Source organism: Ruegeria sp. AB9 (genome assembly GCF_056542585.1).
In genome coordinates this window covers 148,200-162,007 of the sequence record NZ_JBQGAA010000006.1, presented here as the reverse complement: position 1 = coordinate 162,007, position 13,808 = coordinate 148,200, and the positions used below count along the sequence as shown (strand labels likewise).

General features: G+C 56.9%; 12 protein-coding genes. 7 read left to right on the top strand and 5 right to left on the bottom strand.

Translation table 11 applies throughout. From position 1 onward, the window contains the following. Positions 1 to 114: 114 nt before the first annotated feature. From ACR0K5_RS14640 to ACR0K5_RS14630, 3 genes are all read right to left on the bottom strand, one after another. Positions 115 to 516, bottom strand: a complete 402-nt coding sequence (locus ACR0K5_RS14640; RefSeq protein WP_480630388.1) for a cupredoxin domain-containing protein — start codon at positions 514 to 516, stop codon at positions 115 to 117. A gap of 53 nt (positions 517 to 569) precedes the next feature. After that, a complete protein-coding gene (locus tag ACR0K5_RS14635; RefSeq protein ID WP_480630387.1) occupies positions 570 to 2,360 on the bottom strand; it encodes a NapC/NirT family cytochrome c in 1,791 nt (596 codons plus the stop codon). Positions 2,361 to 2,484: 124 nt separating this feature from the next. After that, positions 2,485 to 4,161 (bottom strand): cytochrome D1 domain-containing protein, encoded by a 1,677-nt coding sequence (locus ACR0K5_RS14630; RefSeq protein ID WP_480630386.1) that lies wholly within the window; start codon positions 4,159 to 4,161, stop codon positions 2,485 to 2,487. 245 nt (positions 4,162 to 4,406) lie between these two features. On the opposite strand from ACR0K5_RS14630, the gene ACR0K5_RS14625 reads away from it, so the two are divergent. Continuing rightward, positions 4,407 to 5,603 (top strand): NnrS family protein, encoded by a 1,197-nt coding sequence (locus tag ACR0K5_RS14625; RefSeq protein WP_480630385.1) that lies wholly within the window; start codon positions 4,407 to 4,409, stop codon positions 5,601 to 5,603. A 17-nt stretch (positions 5,604 to 5,620) separates the two neighbouring features. Here ACR0K5_RS14625 and ACR0K5_RS14620 read toward each other — a convergent pair whose 3' ends face one another. After that, complete coding sequence (locus ACR0K5_RS14620; protein WP_480630384.1) at positions 5,621 to 6,733, bottom strand: Hint domain-containing protein; 1,113 nt, start codon at positions 6,731 to 6,733, stop codon at positions 5,621 to 5,623. Between the two features lie 326 nt (positions 6,734 to 7,059). Between ACR0K5_RS14620 and ACR0K5_RS14615 the strand changes: the two genes are divergently transcribed. From ACR0K5_RS14615 to ACR0K5_RS14590, 6 genes are read left to right on the top strand one after another with little or no spacing between them, the layout of a single operon-like run. After that, positions 7,060 to 7,509, top strand: a complete 450-nt coding sequence (locus ACR0K5_RS14615; RefSeq protein WP_480630383.1) for a c-type cytochrome — start codon at positions 7,060 to 7,062, stop codon at positions 7,507 to 7,509. Positions 7,510 to 7,525: 16 nt separating this feature from the next. Beyond that, the gene (locus ACR0K5_RS14610; RefSeq protein WP_480630382.1) at positions 7,526 to 8,893 is read left to right on the top strand and encodes a cbb3-type cytochrome c oxidase subunit I; all 1,368 of its coding nucleotides are present in this window, start codon (positions 7,526 to 7,528) and stop codon (positions 8,891 to 8,893) included. A 5-nt stretch (positions 8,894 to 8,898) separates the two neighbouring features. Then, complete coding sequence (locus tag ACR0K5_RS14605) at positions 8,899 to 9,708, top strand: AAA family ATPase (RefSeq protein WP_480630381.1); 810 nt, start codon at positions 8,899 to 8,901, stop codon at positions 9,706 to 9,708. Positions 9,709 to 9,717: 9 nt separating this feature from the next. Further along, entirely contained in the window at positions 9,718 to 11,640 is a 1,923-nt protein-coding gene (locus tag ACR0K5_RS14600) for a nitric oxide reductase activation protein NorD (protein ID WP_480630380.1), read from the top strand. Next, a complete protein-coding gene (locus tag ACR0K5_RS14595; protein WP_480630379.1) occupies positions 11,637 to 12,185 on the top strand; it encodes a cytochrome c oxidase subunit 3 in 549 nt (182 codons plus the stop codon). The genes ACR0K5_RS14600 and ACR0K5_RS14595 overlap by 4 nt, the downstream gene beginning before the upstream one ends. A gap of 5 nt (positions 12,186 to 12,190) precedes the next feature. After that, entirely contained in the window at positions 12,191 to 12,478 is a 288-nt protein-coding gene (locus ACR0K5_RS14590; RefSeq protein WP_480630378.1) for a cytochrome C oxidase subunit IV family protein, read from the top strand. A 55-nt stretch (positions 12,479 to 12,533) separates the two neighbouring features. Here ACR0K5_RS14590 and hemA read toward each other — a convergent pair whose 3' ends face one another. Beyond that, positions 12,534 to 13,757, bottom strand: coding sequence for a 5-aminolevulinate synthase (gene hemA, locus ACR0K5_RS14585; RefSeq protein ID WP_480630377.1), 1,224 nt, complete (start codon positions 13,755 to 13,757; stop codon positions 12,534 to 12,536). Positions 13,758 to 13,808 lie beyond the last annotated feature (51 nt).

Sequence of the window (13,808 nt, the reverse complement as noted above, 5' to 3'; positions counted from 1 at the left end):
CGGGCGTGTCATGAGGGGAGATTGGCCCAATCCAAAACCAACCTCCTTGACATAAGTTAAGGAGCGCGGGATTTGCCCCCGCGCTCCTTCTTCATGCCTGTATCTTACCTTGTTTCAGGGTTCGACGGTGATCATTCCGATCATGTTCTGCGTCTCCCAATGTGGACCGCACAGATAGTCTTGTGGGCCTGGTGCGAGGAAAGTCATTTCAACGGATTCCTCAGGGAACAGACGATCACTTTCAGGTTCGCTACCGTCCTTCAACAGAACTGAATGGCTGGTGCGTTTGTCGACATTCACCCACCGGACAGTTGTGCCTGCCTTCACCGTCAACTCGAACGGGCAGAAATTGTATTTGTACATCAATACCACTTCAGCGTCCTCTACAGCGGACGAGGGTTGACCGAACAGCTCGACATAGCGCTCTTCGGCCTCGGCGCAGATTTCGGTGGCTTCATCCGACCAGCCGGGCGCGGCCAGAAGCAGCAGCACAGGAAGAAGGCGTTGGGGTTTCATGGTCCATGTCTCCTTTCCAAAATGTTGGGGCCGGATGAACCGGCCCCGACCCGTTATTGTTTTACCACGTTGATGAACGCGCTGTCGTCATCCAGCGCCAGACTGGTATTCAGCGTCACATGGTGGAACCTTGCAGCAGCAAAGTCGTCGTGGATGGCAAAGCCAACAGTATAGGTCTGGCCTGCTTCCAATGGCACATCACCGGGCGCGCCAGAGTTCAGCGGGCGGGTAAAGACCACAGTCCACATACCGCCGGACAATTCGGCCGACGCGGCGATTTCGCCATCGTTGACCACGCGCTGCTCCAGCAGATAGCCGTTGGTGGCGCTGCCGTCGGCGTAGACACGCATCAGATCAAGATAGGTGCCGTCGGCCAGATACTGCTCGATCTGTTCTGCGGCCTGCAACTTGTCCCAGCCACCCAGAGCTTTGCCACGGCGGCCTTTGACCTCAACATCCGTGCGACTTTCGCTGATGTATTTGGTCACGGTGTCCTGCGTGCTCATTCGTCCCGCAACATCACCATTGGCGGCAATCGCATCTGCCTCGGGTGCGAAGGGCATGTAGGTGTTGTCGGCGTGGCAGGACGCCCAGCAGCCTACCTGATCACCCAGCTCGATACCGGTGCCTGTGATCATCATGGCGACTTTGATCTGGTTTTCCGGATCCATTTTGCCGCCGTCGACAAATGGTACCGGGTTGTGACCAGCATCAGGCCATTGCATGCGGATGTACAAGTTCTCATCATCATGAGCTGCCTGTATGGTTGCATCAATCACACCACGCTTGCCAGGGATCGGCGTCGGTTCCAGATCGCCACCCGCAACAATTTTGTTGCCGATTGCGTCCAATTCCTTGGCGTGACAGGTCGAGCACTGATCGCCGCCCTTGGTCAGCGGACGGGCGCCGCCGTGGAATTTTCCGTTCTGCACCCACTCAAATGAGGCCTGACCGGGGTAGAACAGTTTCATATCCGCGCTAGCCACGGCATTCCAGTCGATGTTGCCACCGACATCGCTGCCACCGCCTGAGCCTGCGGGTGCTGCGGCTTCTTCACCGCTTGCCTTGGCGCGCTCTTCGGCAACCGCTGCGTCGACAGCCGCTGCGATCTGGGCCTGTACAGCTTCTTGCTGAGCCATCTTGGCGGCTTTCTCAGCCTCGGCTTCAGCAGCTTCCTTGGCTTCGATCTTTGCAAGGCTGGCCATGTATTCCGGTGGAATCGGGCGGATAAAGGCAGGATTCGGCGCTTCCAGTTCTTCCAGATACTCCTCATCAGCGCGGTCACGGGCATCCGAGTGCGCTATACCCTTGTGGCAGTCGATACAGGTCTGGCCGATTTCCATCGCATTCAGGTGCTGCTGACGCGCGCGGGGTTTCTGGAACTCGGGCATCATAGATTCGAAATCGTGGCAATTACGGCATTCGCGAGAGTCGGTTTTCTTCATCCGCTCCCATTCGTTCATGGCCAGATGCACGCGCTTGGCCTCGAACTTTTCACGTGTGTTGATGGTGCCGACCATCTTGCCGTACAGCTCTTTGGACGCCTTGATCTTGCGGATCATCTTATGGGTCCAGTCTTTGGGCACGTGGCAGTCGGAACAGACGGCTCCTACGCCCGATCGGTTCACGTCATGGATCGTGCCGGTATATTCCTCATAGACGAAATCACGCATCTCGTGGCACGAGATACAGAAATCCTTGGTGTTTGTTGCTTCCATGGCGGTGTTGAACCCACCCCAGAAGATGATGCCGCCGACAAAGGCCGCGGCGATGCCGGCCACAGGCATTCCCCAAAGGAAATACCGGCGCCAGATCGGTTTTTTCTTATCCGGTTCGGAGGTCATATCCGGGCTCCGTTTTGGCTGTCTTGTCTGGCCTTGGGTGGCAGGCCGGTGAGTTTGGCTGATGTCTCAAACGAGGAAAGGGCGGGCGAGGGGCCCGCCCTTTCCGATGATGATTGCGAGCTCGTCAGGTGACGTGGTTCGAACGGTTGTAGACGTTGAACTTGCCTGTCGGAGCAAACAGCCCTTCGATGCGGCCGATTTCTTCCAGCGTCTTGGCGTCGAAAATCACGATCTGCCCGTTGGGCTCCAGCGAGTCTGACAGGTTCCACTTGGAAACCCAGACCTCGGTGCCATCCGCGTTGAACTCGAAGTGAACGGCAGCACTGCCTTCGTCTTCGGTGATCTGGATGGTTTTCACGATCTCACCGGTCTCTTTCGAGATGACCTGCACCGATTGCTGCACTTCCGGTTCCGGATGCTTGGTCTGGTCAGCCCAGATGTAATCCGAATTCGGGTGGGTACGGACAAACAGGCCGGGGCCGTCGGTTTCCACTTCGTAGCAGACCTTCCAGGCATCGTCCGGACGGTTCTCGGGGTCGTTACCCCAGACTGTCACGGTGCCAACGCCAAGGTGGGTCGTACCTGCAACCGGGCCGCAATTCGGGTCAACCCAGTTGGCACCCGGACCGGGGTGCGGCAACGCGGCCGTATCGATCATTGCTTCCAGTTTGTGGGTTTCGGTGTCGACAACCACCATTTTGTTCGACGCGTTTGCGGCGATCTGGAAATAGCGGCCTGTCGGGTCAAAGAACCCGTCATGCAGGAACTTGGCCGAGTCGATCTTGTCGATCCGCAGGTTGTCCAGGTCGGTATAATCAACCTGCCACAGCTGGCCCAGTTCCTTGATTGCAACGATCCAGGTCGGTTCGTTCGGCGTGGTGTAGATTGCGGCCACGCGGGCTTCTTCTACATAGTCGCCGTCCACGTTCACACCACGCGTCGATACAACCTTCACCGGTTCCATCGTTTGGGCGTCAACGATAGCGAAGTGCGGCGGCCAGTAACCACCACCGATGACGTACTTGCCGTCGCCGGAAACGGCCACGTCACGCGCGTCATAGGCAATCTTGACTTCGGAAACCAACATGTTCTCGGGCTTTTGCCAGAGGTCGATCTTGGTCATCTTGCCGTCGCGGCCCATCGTGTACCAGAAGCGGCCAGGATGTTCCGGTTCGGTAATGCTGTGGTGCTCCGATGCTTTCAGAACGTGGACGGCATAACCGGTCGGGATGTGTGTCAGCACTTCTTTGGTGTCACCGTCGATAACGGCGACTTTACCTACGTCACGCTCGATGACGACGAAGAAGTTTTCCCAGTTGCGGCCGTGCAGCGGCTCTGTCGGGTAGTCCTCTTCTTCGACATAGACCTTGCGGGTCGCCATCATCTGTTCCAGCGACATCTCAGGTGGCTTGGGGGCCTCCATCTGGATGTAGGTCGCCATATCCTTGATTTCCTGCTCGGTCATGATGTCCGAGAAGTTATTCATACCGCCTTCGGTTCCCCATGCGATAATTTTTTCAAGGCGTTCCTGACCCAATTGAAGTGTGCCGCCTTCGGTCACAGTGCCGTCGGCTGCGGTTTTCTTCCAGTGTGGCTCAAGGCTTTTGCCGGTGGCGCCTTTGCGCAGAACGCCGTGGCAGCCTGCACATTGTTCAAAATAGAGCTGCTTGGACGACTCAAAAGCTTCGTCGCTTAATGTTGGCTCTTCGGCAAAGGTTGGCGCAGCGACGCTGCCCAGCAGCATTGCCAAACCGACCCCAAAGGCGCGGCCAGTTTTGTTGTAGCTGATTCCAAGTGACATGATCACTCTCCATATGCGTGGTGAGGCGTTACCGAGAGTGAAACATCACGAGGATGTTATCCTTGACCAAAGTCAACGGGAAGGGTGAAGTCTGGGCACTTTGGGCAGAAATCCCGGATCAAAATCACCAAAAAAACTTGTGTTTTTCACACATGTTTAAGTCCTGTCTTGATTTCGGTTAAGGGCGCCGTGTCGTGTAAGAACTACACATTGCTCAAAGGCAGAAAAAGCTATGGAGAGCAGGCATGTCAGCTGTAATCGCACGCGTTTTCAGTGAAGGGTTCCGGGTCTTTTTCCTCTCGGCGGGCGTTTACGGTGTGTTTGCGGGAGTTGCTTGGGGCGTGTGGTTGGCGTCGCTCGACGGGCTATTGCCGTATATGGAACAAAGCTACGCCATGCCTCCGGTCATGTGGCACGCTCATGAGATGATCTTTGGGTATGCGACGGCCGCTTTGGGGGGATTCTTTCTGACTGCTGTGCCAAACTGGACTGGTGCGCCCGAGGCGCGGGCCCGTTTTATAACGCTTGTTGCATTGATCTGGATGGCCGGGCGTTTGGCGGTCTGGTTTTCCGGCGCGTTATCACCCTTGTTTGTTGCATTCGTGGACCTGAGTTTTGTTCCGATTTTGGCGCTGAAGATTGCCAGTCAACTGGTCCGTCGGCCTAAGCCTCAGAATATGGTATTTCTGTATCTTCTGGTTCTGATTCTGGCGTCAAATGTGATGGTTCACCTGGAATGGATGGGCGTCACCGTGAATACGCTGAACACCGGGGTCCGGGCAGGGCTTTTGACCTTGTGTTCGATGATTGCGATTTTGGGTGGCCGGATCACACCCGCCTTTACACGCAACGCAATGAAACGAGCGGGTCAGCCCGAGGTGACATGGCCGGTATCCGTGACATGGCTGGATAAGGCGGCGATGATTCTGGCACTGCTGCTGCCCCTGCTTGTGCTGACACTGGATGTTAGCCTGGTACCGGGAATCATTGCTCTTGTGCTCGGTGGTGTTCAGCTAATGCGCATGGCGCGTTGGAGAACCGGATGGGCTCTGCGTCAACCGATCCTGATCGCCCTGCACCTGGGCCTCGGGATGCTGGCCTTTGGTCTGATTCTATGGGGGTTGGCTGCCATTGGAATGGGTAATGAGATCGGCGCGCTTCATGTTCTGGGCATCGGGTGTGTTGGAGGCATGACTCTCGCTGTCATGAGCCGGGCAGCCTTGGGCCATAGCGGACGCCCCCTTGTCGCTCCAACACCCATGGTGATTGCTTATGGGCTGATGGCCGCTGCGGCGCTCATTCGATGGCTGGGGTCCGGATTGGCAGGCAGTTACATGACGGCAATGTTGGCTGCGGATGGATTTTGGATCGCCGCAACAGGGCTGTATCTGTTCGCCATGTGGCCTGCCTTGACCGGTCCCCGTGCCGCGAAACAAACCTGAATTTTTTCAGGCGGAACTTATCTGCCGGCGATCAGAGGCCGCTCATTCTTGATATGGCGGTGGATCAATGCGCGGGCACGTTTTCCTTTGTCCGGAATCTGTCGTGCCGCAAGCGGAACGTAACTGGGCTGATCCAATTCAGGGAACAGTTCAAGAATTTCAGCCCGTGCGTCTGGGTGAACGCTGGACAAGGCCTGCGCGCCGGTAAACAGGCTTTCAGAAGGTGCGCCTTCTGCATAGATGATCTCATGACGGTCGAACAAAAGATGGACATAGGTCACCGCACAGGCGTTTTCTGCAATTGAAATGCCGGGAACGCCGACAAGAATGTGAGCAGGAACAAGAACTTCTTTGGCGTCGAACATTCTGACGGCAATCGGGGATCGGACCAGCATACGGTGTTGTGGTGACACAAACAGATCGCACTGGGGTAACTGATCGCCCAGTGAACCGGCCTTGATCCGGATGGGCTTCAGCTTGGGGCGTGCGTGAAGCGTCTTCTGGTCCAGATGGCGCGCACCGATCCAACGTATTTTTTGTGGTCCATTATCTGCCGTGACAACGACATCACCAACTTTCAAATCCTCAATCGGTGTTGGACCGGTCGGAGTCATGATCTGTGTTCCAGCAACAAAGCACGGCACATCGACAATTGCGGTGGGGTCTGTAGTGTCAGGGGCGTTGGTGGGCGTGACGTTCGAGACCTGGAAAGTATAGGTGAGGCCCGGGACCAGAGGTTCGGATGTGATGTAACCTACCGGTCTGCCCTCAACTTCGACCCGAAACACATTGATCGTTCCGCCCGTTGGATTGGTCAGGGAATAAGATTCCTCGAGATAGATGTCCCCGCTGTCAAAAATGGTTGATCCGTCCAGACTAGTCACCACACCGGTTTGCGTGGCGTCGTCACCGTTTTCGTCGTTGAAGCGGTCGCCATTGAAAACCGTGCCGGTATCGGGCAGTGGGTTCGCCCCGTTCAGAATCGTCCCACCGGCTGCGTCGTTTACATCAAATATTCGACGATCCGTGTCAGGGTCGAAATTGGCGTCAAGAGTAATGAAATCAGGTCCCGCGTTAAAATCGACCGTGATAACCCCCAGGGCGTAACCAATATAGGAATAGTTTGCCATACTCGTACCTTTTGACCATTGGCGCTACCGTGGCACCTGAAATCTAACCCATACAAAGGAAAATACGGTGACTTTCCTTCCTTTCATAACGCTTGGCACAAACTTGCGGCAATTTGAAGGCTATATCATGGAGAGAACACTCAAAACAGCAATGCTATTCGCAAATTGATTTACATATCTTCTTTTCCCGGCGACTGGCCGGTCTAAATCGCTCAGTTCTGAACCATCCGGTTGATCTCGTGACAGGTCTTGACTTTCGTTAAGGCGGCCCTGTGACCCGCACGTCATGTTGCCGACACTAGCTAATCTGCGCAAAGGAGAGCGCAATGCGAGACGTCATGACAAAGAGCATGGCCCGCAATATTTTTTATGGCGGGTCACTGTTCTTCATTCTCATCTTTTTGGCCCTTTCGGCCCATTCCCACTGGTATATCGTCAATTCCGAAAATGCCGCGAAGCTTGATGACAGTGTGGTTCGGGGTAAACATGTCTGGGAAAAACACGCCTGTGTTAACTGTCATTCGATTCTGGGTGAAGGGGCCTACTTTGCCCCTGAAGTCGGCAATGTGATGACACGCTGGGGCGTGCTGGACGACCCGGAATCAGCCTTTGAGTCCCTCAAGGGCTGGATGGAAGCACAACCGACCGGCATTCCCGGTCGTCGGCAAATGCCCAATTTCAACCTCAGCGACGAAGAACTCCGTGACTTGGCCAACTTCCTGATCTGGACGGACAATATCGACGCACAGGGCTGGCCGCCCAATGAGGCAGGCTGAGAAAGGGAACGGAGCAATGAAATACGAATCCCAAAAAATCGCCTATGCCTACTTTGCGGTAGCCATGGCGTTGTTCGCGATACAGGTGATCGGCGGCCTTCTGGCCGGTTTCATCTATGTATTCCCCAACTTCCTGAGTGAGCTTCTGCCGTTCAACATCGTGCGGATGCTGCACACCAACTCTCTGATCGTCTGGCTTATTCTGGGCTTCTTCGGGGCCGCCTATTTCCTGATCCCGGAAGAGGCTGAACGCGAGATCCATTCGCCCAAGCTGGCCTATCTGCAGTTGATCATCCTTGTGGTCGGCACGCTGGGTGTGGTTGTGACCTATGTGTTCAACCTGTTCGAAGGAAACTGGCTGCTGGGCAAAGAGGGGCGCGAGTTCCTTGAGCAGCCCAAATGGGTCAAGGCTGGCATCGTCGTGGCCGCGCTGATCTTCCTTTACAACGTGTCGATGACCGTTCTGAAAGGCAAGAAGACCGCAATCACCAACATCCTGTTGTTGGGTCTTTGGGGTCTGGCGCTGTTGTTCCTGTTTGCGTTCTATAACCCGGGCAACCTGTCATTGGACAAGCAATACTGGTGGTACGTTGTCCACCTGTGGGTTGAAGGCGTGTGGGAACTGATCATGGCCTCGATCCTGGCCTATCTGATGCTAAAGCTGACCGGTGTTGACCGTGAGGTGGTCGAGAAATGGCTTTATGTCATCGTCGCTGCGGCGCTGTTCTCGGGCATCCTTGGCACCGGCCACCACTACTACTGGATCGGTACGCCTGCGTATTGGCAGTGGATCGGTTCGATCTTCTCGAGCCTCGAAGTGATCCCGTTCTTCGCAATGATGGCCTTTGCCTTCGTCATGGTCTGGAAAGGCCGTCGTGATCACCCCAACAAGGCCGCTCTGCTGTGGTCGCTGGGTTGTGCCACATTGGCCTTCTTTGGTGCCGGTATCTGGGGCTTCCTGCACACGCTGCACGGGGTGAACTACTATACCCACGGTACGCAGATTACTGCGGCGCACGGTCACCTGGCCTTCTATGGTGCCTATGTCTGCCTCAACCTGGCGATCTTCAGCTACGCGATGCCGATCCTCAAGAACCGTGATCCTTATAATCAGGTTCTGAATATGGGTTCGTTCTGGCTGATGACCAGCGGCATGGTCTTCATGACCTTCGTGCTGACTTTTGCCGGTACTGTTCAAACCCACATGCAGCGGGTGGTCGGAGACTACTTCATGGATGTGCAGGATCAGGTTGCGATCTTCTATTGGATGCGCCTTGGCTCTGGCTTGGTTGTAGTTCTGGGTGCGCTGCTGTTCATCTACTCGATCTGGGTTCCCCGGAAAGAGATCATTGAACCCGGCGCAGCTGAAACCCCTGCGGAGTGATGGATATGGATGGCTCCATGAAACTGAAAGAGGGGGCGGCGAACGCCCCCTTCTACCTCGCCCAGGGCGATGAATGCGATGTGTTCACCGCCGCCTACAACAACGATCTGCCGGTTCTGCTGAAAGGCCCGACAGGCTGCGGCAAAACTCGCTTTGTGGCCCACATGGCAGCAAAACTTGGCCGCCCGCTTTATACAGTGGCCTGCCACGACGATCTGGCCGCAGCCGATCTGATTGGTCGTTATCTGCTGAAGGGTGGCGAAACAGTCTGGGTCGATGGCCCCCTGACCCGCGCGGTGCGCGAAGGCGCGATTTGCTACCTCGACGAGGTGGTCGAGGCCCGCAAGGACGTTACCGTCGTTCTGCACCCACTGACTGATGACCGGCGCATCCTGCCGATCGACCGCACCGGCGAAGAGCTTGAAGCCGCACCCGGATTCATGCTGGTCGCCTCATATAACCCCGGTTACCAGAATATCCTGAAAACCCTGAAACCCTCGACCCGCCAACGGTTTATCTCGGTTGAATTCGACTTCCCGTCACCCGAAATGGAAGCCGAAGTTGTCGCACAGGAAAGTGGCCTGCCGTTGGAGCGCTGCAAACCGCTGGTCCGCCTGGCAGGAAAGCTGCGCGGGCTCAAGGGTCAGGATCTTGAGGAAGGCGTTTCCACCCGTCTGGTTGTCTATGCCGCGACACTTATCGCACAGGGCATGTCCACCGACCGCGCCATCCTTGCCGCTATGGTTGAACCTCTGACCGATGACGAGGACATCAAACGCGGGCTCCTCGATCTTGTCACAGCCGTCTTTGGGTGAGGCCGGCCGATGGTCAGGATCGATTTTGAGCCATGGGAACCCGAAGAAACGATCGGGAAACTGTGGCACACCCTTGCCAGCCGTCTCGATGCACCTGAGGTGCATGTTGGAGCCGCGGTCGACCTCTCTGAGGTCGCGGGGCGGCTGGCAGTCCTCTTTCGAGGACTTGGGGGTAGCCCGGGCGTAGAATTGCGCCCGGTCTCACCCGAGGTTTCGCATCACCGCCTAAGCTGGCGCCGTCGTCTGGCGACCGAGGTGGAGCTGATGCCGCGCGCATCGTTTGATGGCGAGGTCTTGCGCCTGCCTGATCGGCTGGCCGTCTTCCCCGCGCGTGAAGCAAACGGAGCGCTCTATGTTTGGCTGGCAGCCACTGCTGCCCATGCCGGAACTCGAATTGATGAAGACGATCCGCTGCGCGCCGACCTGCGCACGCTGATCGCGGCGCAGAGAATGGTCGAGGCGACACTGGAAAACGCTCCCGGTCTGCGCCCGCTTTACACCGAACTTTGCAAGGGCGTACTGCACCAACGCGACATTCCCAACCTTCCGCCCGTCGAGGCTGCTGTCGAAGAGCTGATCCGACATAAGCTGGGTGACCTTCATCCGCTGTCGGAAAAGGCCGAACAGCTTCTGGCATTGGACGACGACCTGATTGCCCCACGCGGCTATCAGCCGATGCGGCCGGTCCCCCTGTGGCCCGAACTCCGCGCAGTTGGCTTCTCGGAACATAACGAAGTTGAAAACCCGGATACCGACGGCCCGCCAGAAGAATCCGGTGAGAAAACCCACCGCGCCCGCCGCCGTAAATCGGATCAGGCCGAGCGCAGCGACAGTTTCATTCTGCACAAGTTCGAAGCCATCCTCAGCTGGGCTGAGTTCCTGAACATCAACCGTCGAATCGACGATGATGATCCCGACAACGCGAAAAAGGCCGCCGACGATCAGGAAGAGATTGGTCTTGGGCAGATTTCCAAAGCTCCGCCCACCAAGCTGAAGCTTCACCTCGATCTGGCGCCCGAGGACGTCAACCGTGAGCGCCTGTCAGGCCGTATTCTTTATCCCGAATGGGACGTTCGGACAGGTCGGTACTTGCCGGATCACGTGAACGTTCTGCTCTCGGATGCCGATATCCGCGATGATGCCGCCGAGTTCGGCAAAGATCCAGCAACCGCCCGTCGCATCCGTGCCGTCAAACGGCAGTTTGAAGCGCTGCGCCCGGGGCGTGTTATGACCCGTGGCCATCTGGATGGCGACCAACTGGATGTCGAGGCCGCCGTTCGGGCACAGGTAGACCGCTGCGCCAATGGCGAAGGCACCGAGCGTATCTGGATGCAGTCCCGGCCTGAGGCCCGCGATCTGGCGGTCTCGATCCTGCTGGATGTCAGCCGCTCGACTGAAAGCGCTGTAACAGGCCGCGCCGTGATCGACATTGAGCGAGAGGCGCTTGCCGCGCTTGCCTGGGGCCTGAACGCTTGCGGAGACGATTTCGCCATCCATGCCTTCAGCTCGCTGAAACGCCAGCGCGTCTATGTGCAGCAATGCAAACGATTTGACGAGCGGATGGGGACCAAGGTTGAACAGCGCATCGCGTCGCTGCGCCCCGGACACTACACAAGGTTGGGCGCCGCAATCCGACATTGCTCGGCCGATCTGGCCAGCCAGTCCCGTAAACGCCGGTTGCTGCTGGTCATCACGGACGGTAAGCCAAACGATCTGGATCATTACGAGGGACGTCACGGAATCGAAGACACCTGCATGGCCGTACGCGAAGCGCGTCGGGCCGGGCAATCAGTGTTCGGTGTCACCATCGACAAAACTGGCAAAAGCTGGTTTCCACGTATGTTCGGGCAAGGTGGTTTCGCGGTCATTCCAGATCCGCATCGTCTGACTATGGCGTTGCCGCAGATCTACCGCCAGCTGGTCGGCGCATGAGCGATGCCTCACTGATCGACGAACTTCCGGGCGAGTTCCTGATGTGGGTTCTGATCATTTCGGAGCTGCTGGTTTTTGGCGCTGGGATGATCGCTTTCATGGGTGTGCGTCTGACTGATCCGGCAGGTTTTGCCGAGGCGCAGTCGCATCTGCATCGCACAGGCGCGGCATTGAACACTGCGGTTTTGGTGACATCCGGCTATCTGGCTGCACGGGCGCTACATTGGCGGCGAAACATGCAACGTTCGTTGGCCCGTTTGGCGTTGGTCTTTGCCGCAATTCTGGGTGTTTTGTTCCTGGTGATAAAGGGCGCGGAATACGCAGATAAGGCGTCGCAAGGGATTAGTTACGAAACCCATCCGTTCTTTTTGTTCTATTACTTGCTGACCGGCTTTCATGCCGCGCATGTACTGGCCGGGGTTGGAATTCTGTTGCTGGTCGCATGGCGCGATGACCCTGGCAACATCGAAGCGGGCGCGCAATTCTGGCACATGGTCGACCTGGTCTGGATCATGCTGTTCCCGGTGATCTACCTGCTGGGATGAGACAGATGCCCCAACCTCCATCATTGGCCAAATACTCCCGCCAGCGGCCACTGAACGCTCTGACCCAAGCGTGGCTTGGACTCCTGGCGCTCAGCGCCGGATCTGCCCTGCTCACACTGATACAAGCGCCAAGCGAAGTCGTTGCTGGTGGCATCCTGTTGCTGGCGCTGATTAAGGCCCGCATGATCCTGAAGCACTATCTGGATTTGGCGGAAAGCCCTGGCTGGCTACGTGGGTTCACAATGGTTCTGACGGGATTTTCCGCAATAATCTTTGTTCTTTACCTGGTTTGAAGCAAAAAAAGCCGCCCCGAAGGGCGGCAGGTTTCCAAGCAAAGGGGTGCTTTGGTTATTGAGCGGCTTGTGGTATCCGCGCGATCTGGCAGCGTTGCCACAGAGCGGACAATGCACCAACCAGATGTTCGATGTCCTCATCTGTGTGGACCGGTGACGGTGTGATCCGCAAACGCTCAGTCCCTTTGGGAACGGTGGGATAGTTGATCGGCTGGATGTAAATGCCGAATTCCTCAAGCAGCGTATCCGAGATGAATTTGCATTTCACAGGATCACCCACCATGACCGGGATGATATGGCTGGGGTTGGGCAGATGCGGAATACCCTCTGCATCCAGACGGGCGCGCACCTGTGCCACACGGGCCTTCTGCAGATCGCGCTCTGCGCTTGATTGCTTCAGATGCCGGATCGATGCGGCGGCACCGGCTGCGATCGAAGGGGGCAGGGCGGTGGTGAAGATAAAGCCGCTGGCAAAGCTGCGTACGAAGTCGCACAGTGCTGCGGAGGCTGCGATATATCCGCCAACCACTCCAAATGCTTTGCCAAGCGTACCTTCAATAACGGTCAGACGATGCATCAGGCCTTCGCGTTCGGCGATGCCACCCCCACGCGGACCGTAGAGGCCAACAGCGTGAACTTCGTCCAGATACGTCATCGCGCCATACTTGTCGGCCAGGTCGCAAATCTCTTTGATCGGTGCGATATCACCATCCATGGAATAGACCGATTCAAAGGCGATCATCTTGGGTGCGTTCGGGTCAGCGGCGGCCAGTTTGGCCTCCAGATCCTCAAGGTCGTTATGCTTCCAGATCACCTTCTGCGCCCGTGAGTGGCGGATGCCTTCAATCATTGAGGCATGGTTTAGCGCGTCAGAGAAAACAATCAGACCCGGGACCTTCGCGGCCAGCGTTCCCAACGCCGCCCAGTTCGATACATAGCCCGAAGTAAACAGAAGCGCGGCTTCTTTTCCGTGCAGATCGGCTAGCTCGGCCTCAAGCAGAACGTGGTCATGCGTGGTGCCTGAAATATTACGAGTCCCGCCCGCTCCGGCACCGCAACGGTCCAGAGCGTCATGCATGGCTGCGACCACAGAAGGATGCTGCCCCATGCCCAGATAGTCGTTCGAACACCAGATCCGTACATCCCTCTGCACAGGCCCATCGGTTTGGCGCGCATTCGGAAAAGCCCCGCAACGCCGCTGCAAGTCGATGAAAACCCGGTAGTTCCCTTCATCTTTCAAAGTGTCGAGGCTCTGGCTGAAAAATCGCTCGAAATCCATCTGACATGCTCCCCGGATAACTGGCTGTGAGCCGAACCTAGGGCAGCGAGG

Bases quoted from the DNA above. Each gene is read 5' to 3' on its own strand.
- ACR0K5_RS14640 (WP_480630388.1), bottom strand. From the start codon at position 516: ATGAAACCCCAACGCCTTCTTCCTGTGCTGCTGCTTCTGGCCGCGCCC.
- ACR0K5_RS14635 (WP_480630387.1), bottom strand. From the start codon at position 2,360: ATGACCTCCGAACCGGATAAGAAAAAACCGATCTGGCGCCGGTATTTC.
- ACR0K5_RS14630 (WP_480630386.1), bottom strand. From the start codon at position 4,161: ATGTCACTTGGAATCAGCTACAACAAAACTGGCCGCGCCTTTGGGGTC.
- ACR0K5_RS14625 (WP_480630385.1), top strand. From the start codon at position 4,407: ATGTCAGCTGTAATCGCACGCGTTTTCAGTGAAGGGTTCCGGGTCTTT.
- ACR0K5_RS14620 (WP_480630384.1), bottom strand. From the start codon at position 6,733: ATGGCAAACTATTCCTATATTGGTTACGCCCTGGGGGTTATCACGGTC.
- ACR0K5_RS14615 (WP_480630383.1), top strand. From the start codon at position 7,060: ATGCGAGACGTCATGACAAAGAGCATGGCCCGCAATATTTTTTATGGC.
- ACR0K5_RS14610 (WP_480630382.1), top strand. From the start codon at position 7,526: ATGAAATACGAATCCCAAAAAATCGCCTATGCCTACTTTGCGGTAGCC.
- ACR0K5_RS14605 (WP_480630381.1), top strand. From the start codon at position 8,899: ATGGATGGCTCCATGAAACTGAAAGAGGGGGCGGCGAACGCCCCCTTC.
- ACR0K5_RS14600 (WP_480630380.1), top strand. From the start codon at position 9,718: ATGGTCAGGATCGATTTTGAGCCATGGGAACCCGAAGAAACGATCGGG.
- ACR0K5_RS14595 (WP_480630379.1), top strand. From the start codon at position 11,637: ATGAGCGATGCCTCACTGATCGACGAACTTCCGGGCGAGTTCCTGATG.
- ACR0K5_RS14590 (WP_480630378.1), top strand. From the start codon at position 12,191: ATGCCCCAACCTCCATCATTGGCCAAATACTCCCGCCAGCGGCCACTG.
- hemA (WP_480630377.1), bottom strand. From the start codon at position 13,757: ATGGATTTCGAGCGATTTTTCAGCCAGAGCCTCGACACTTTGAAAGAT.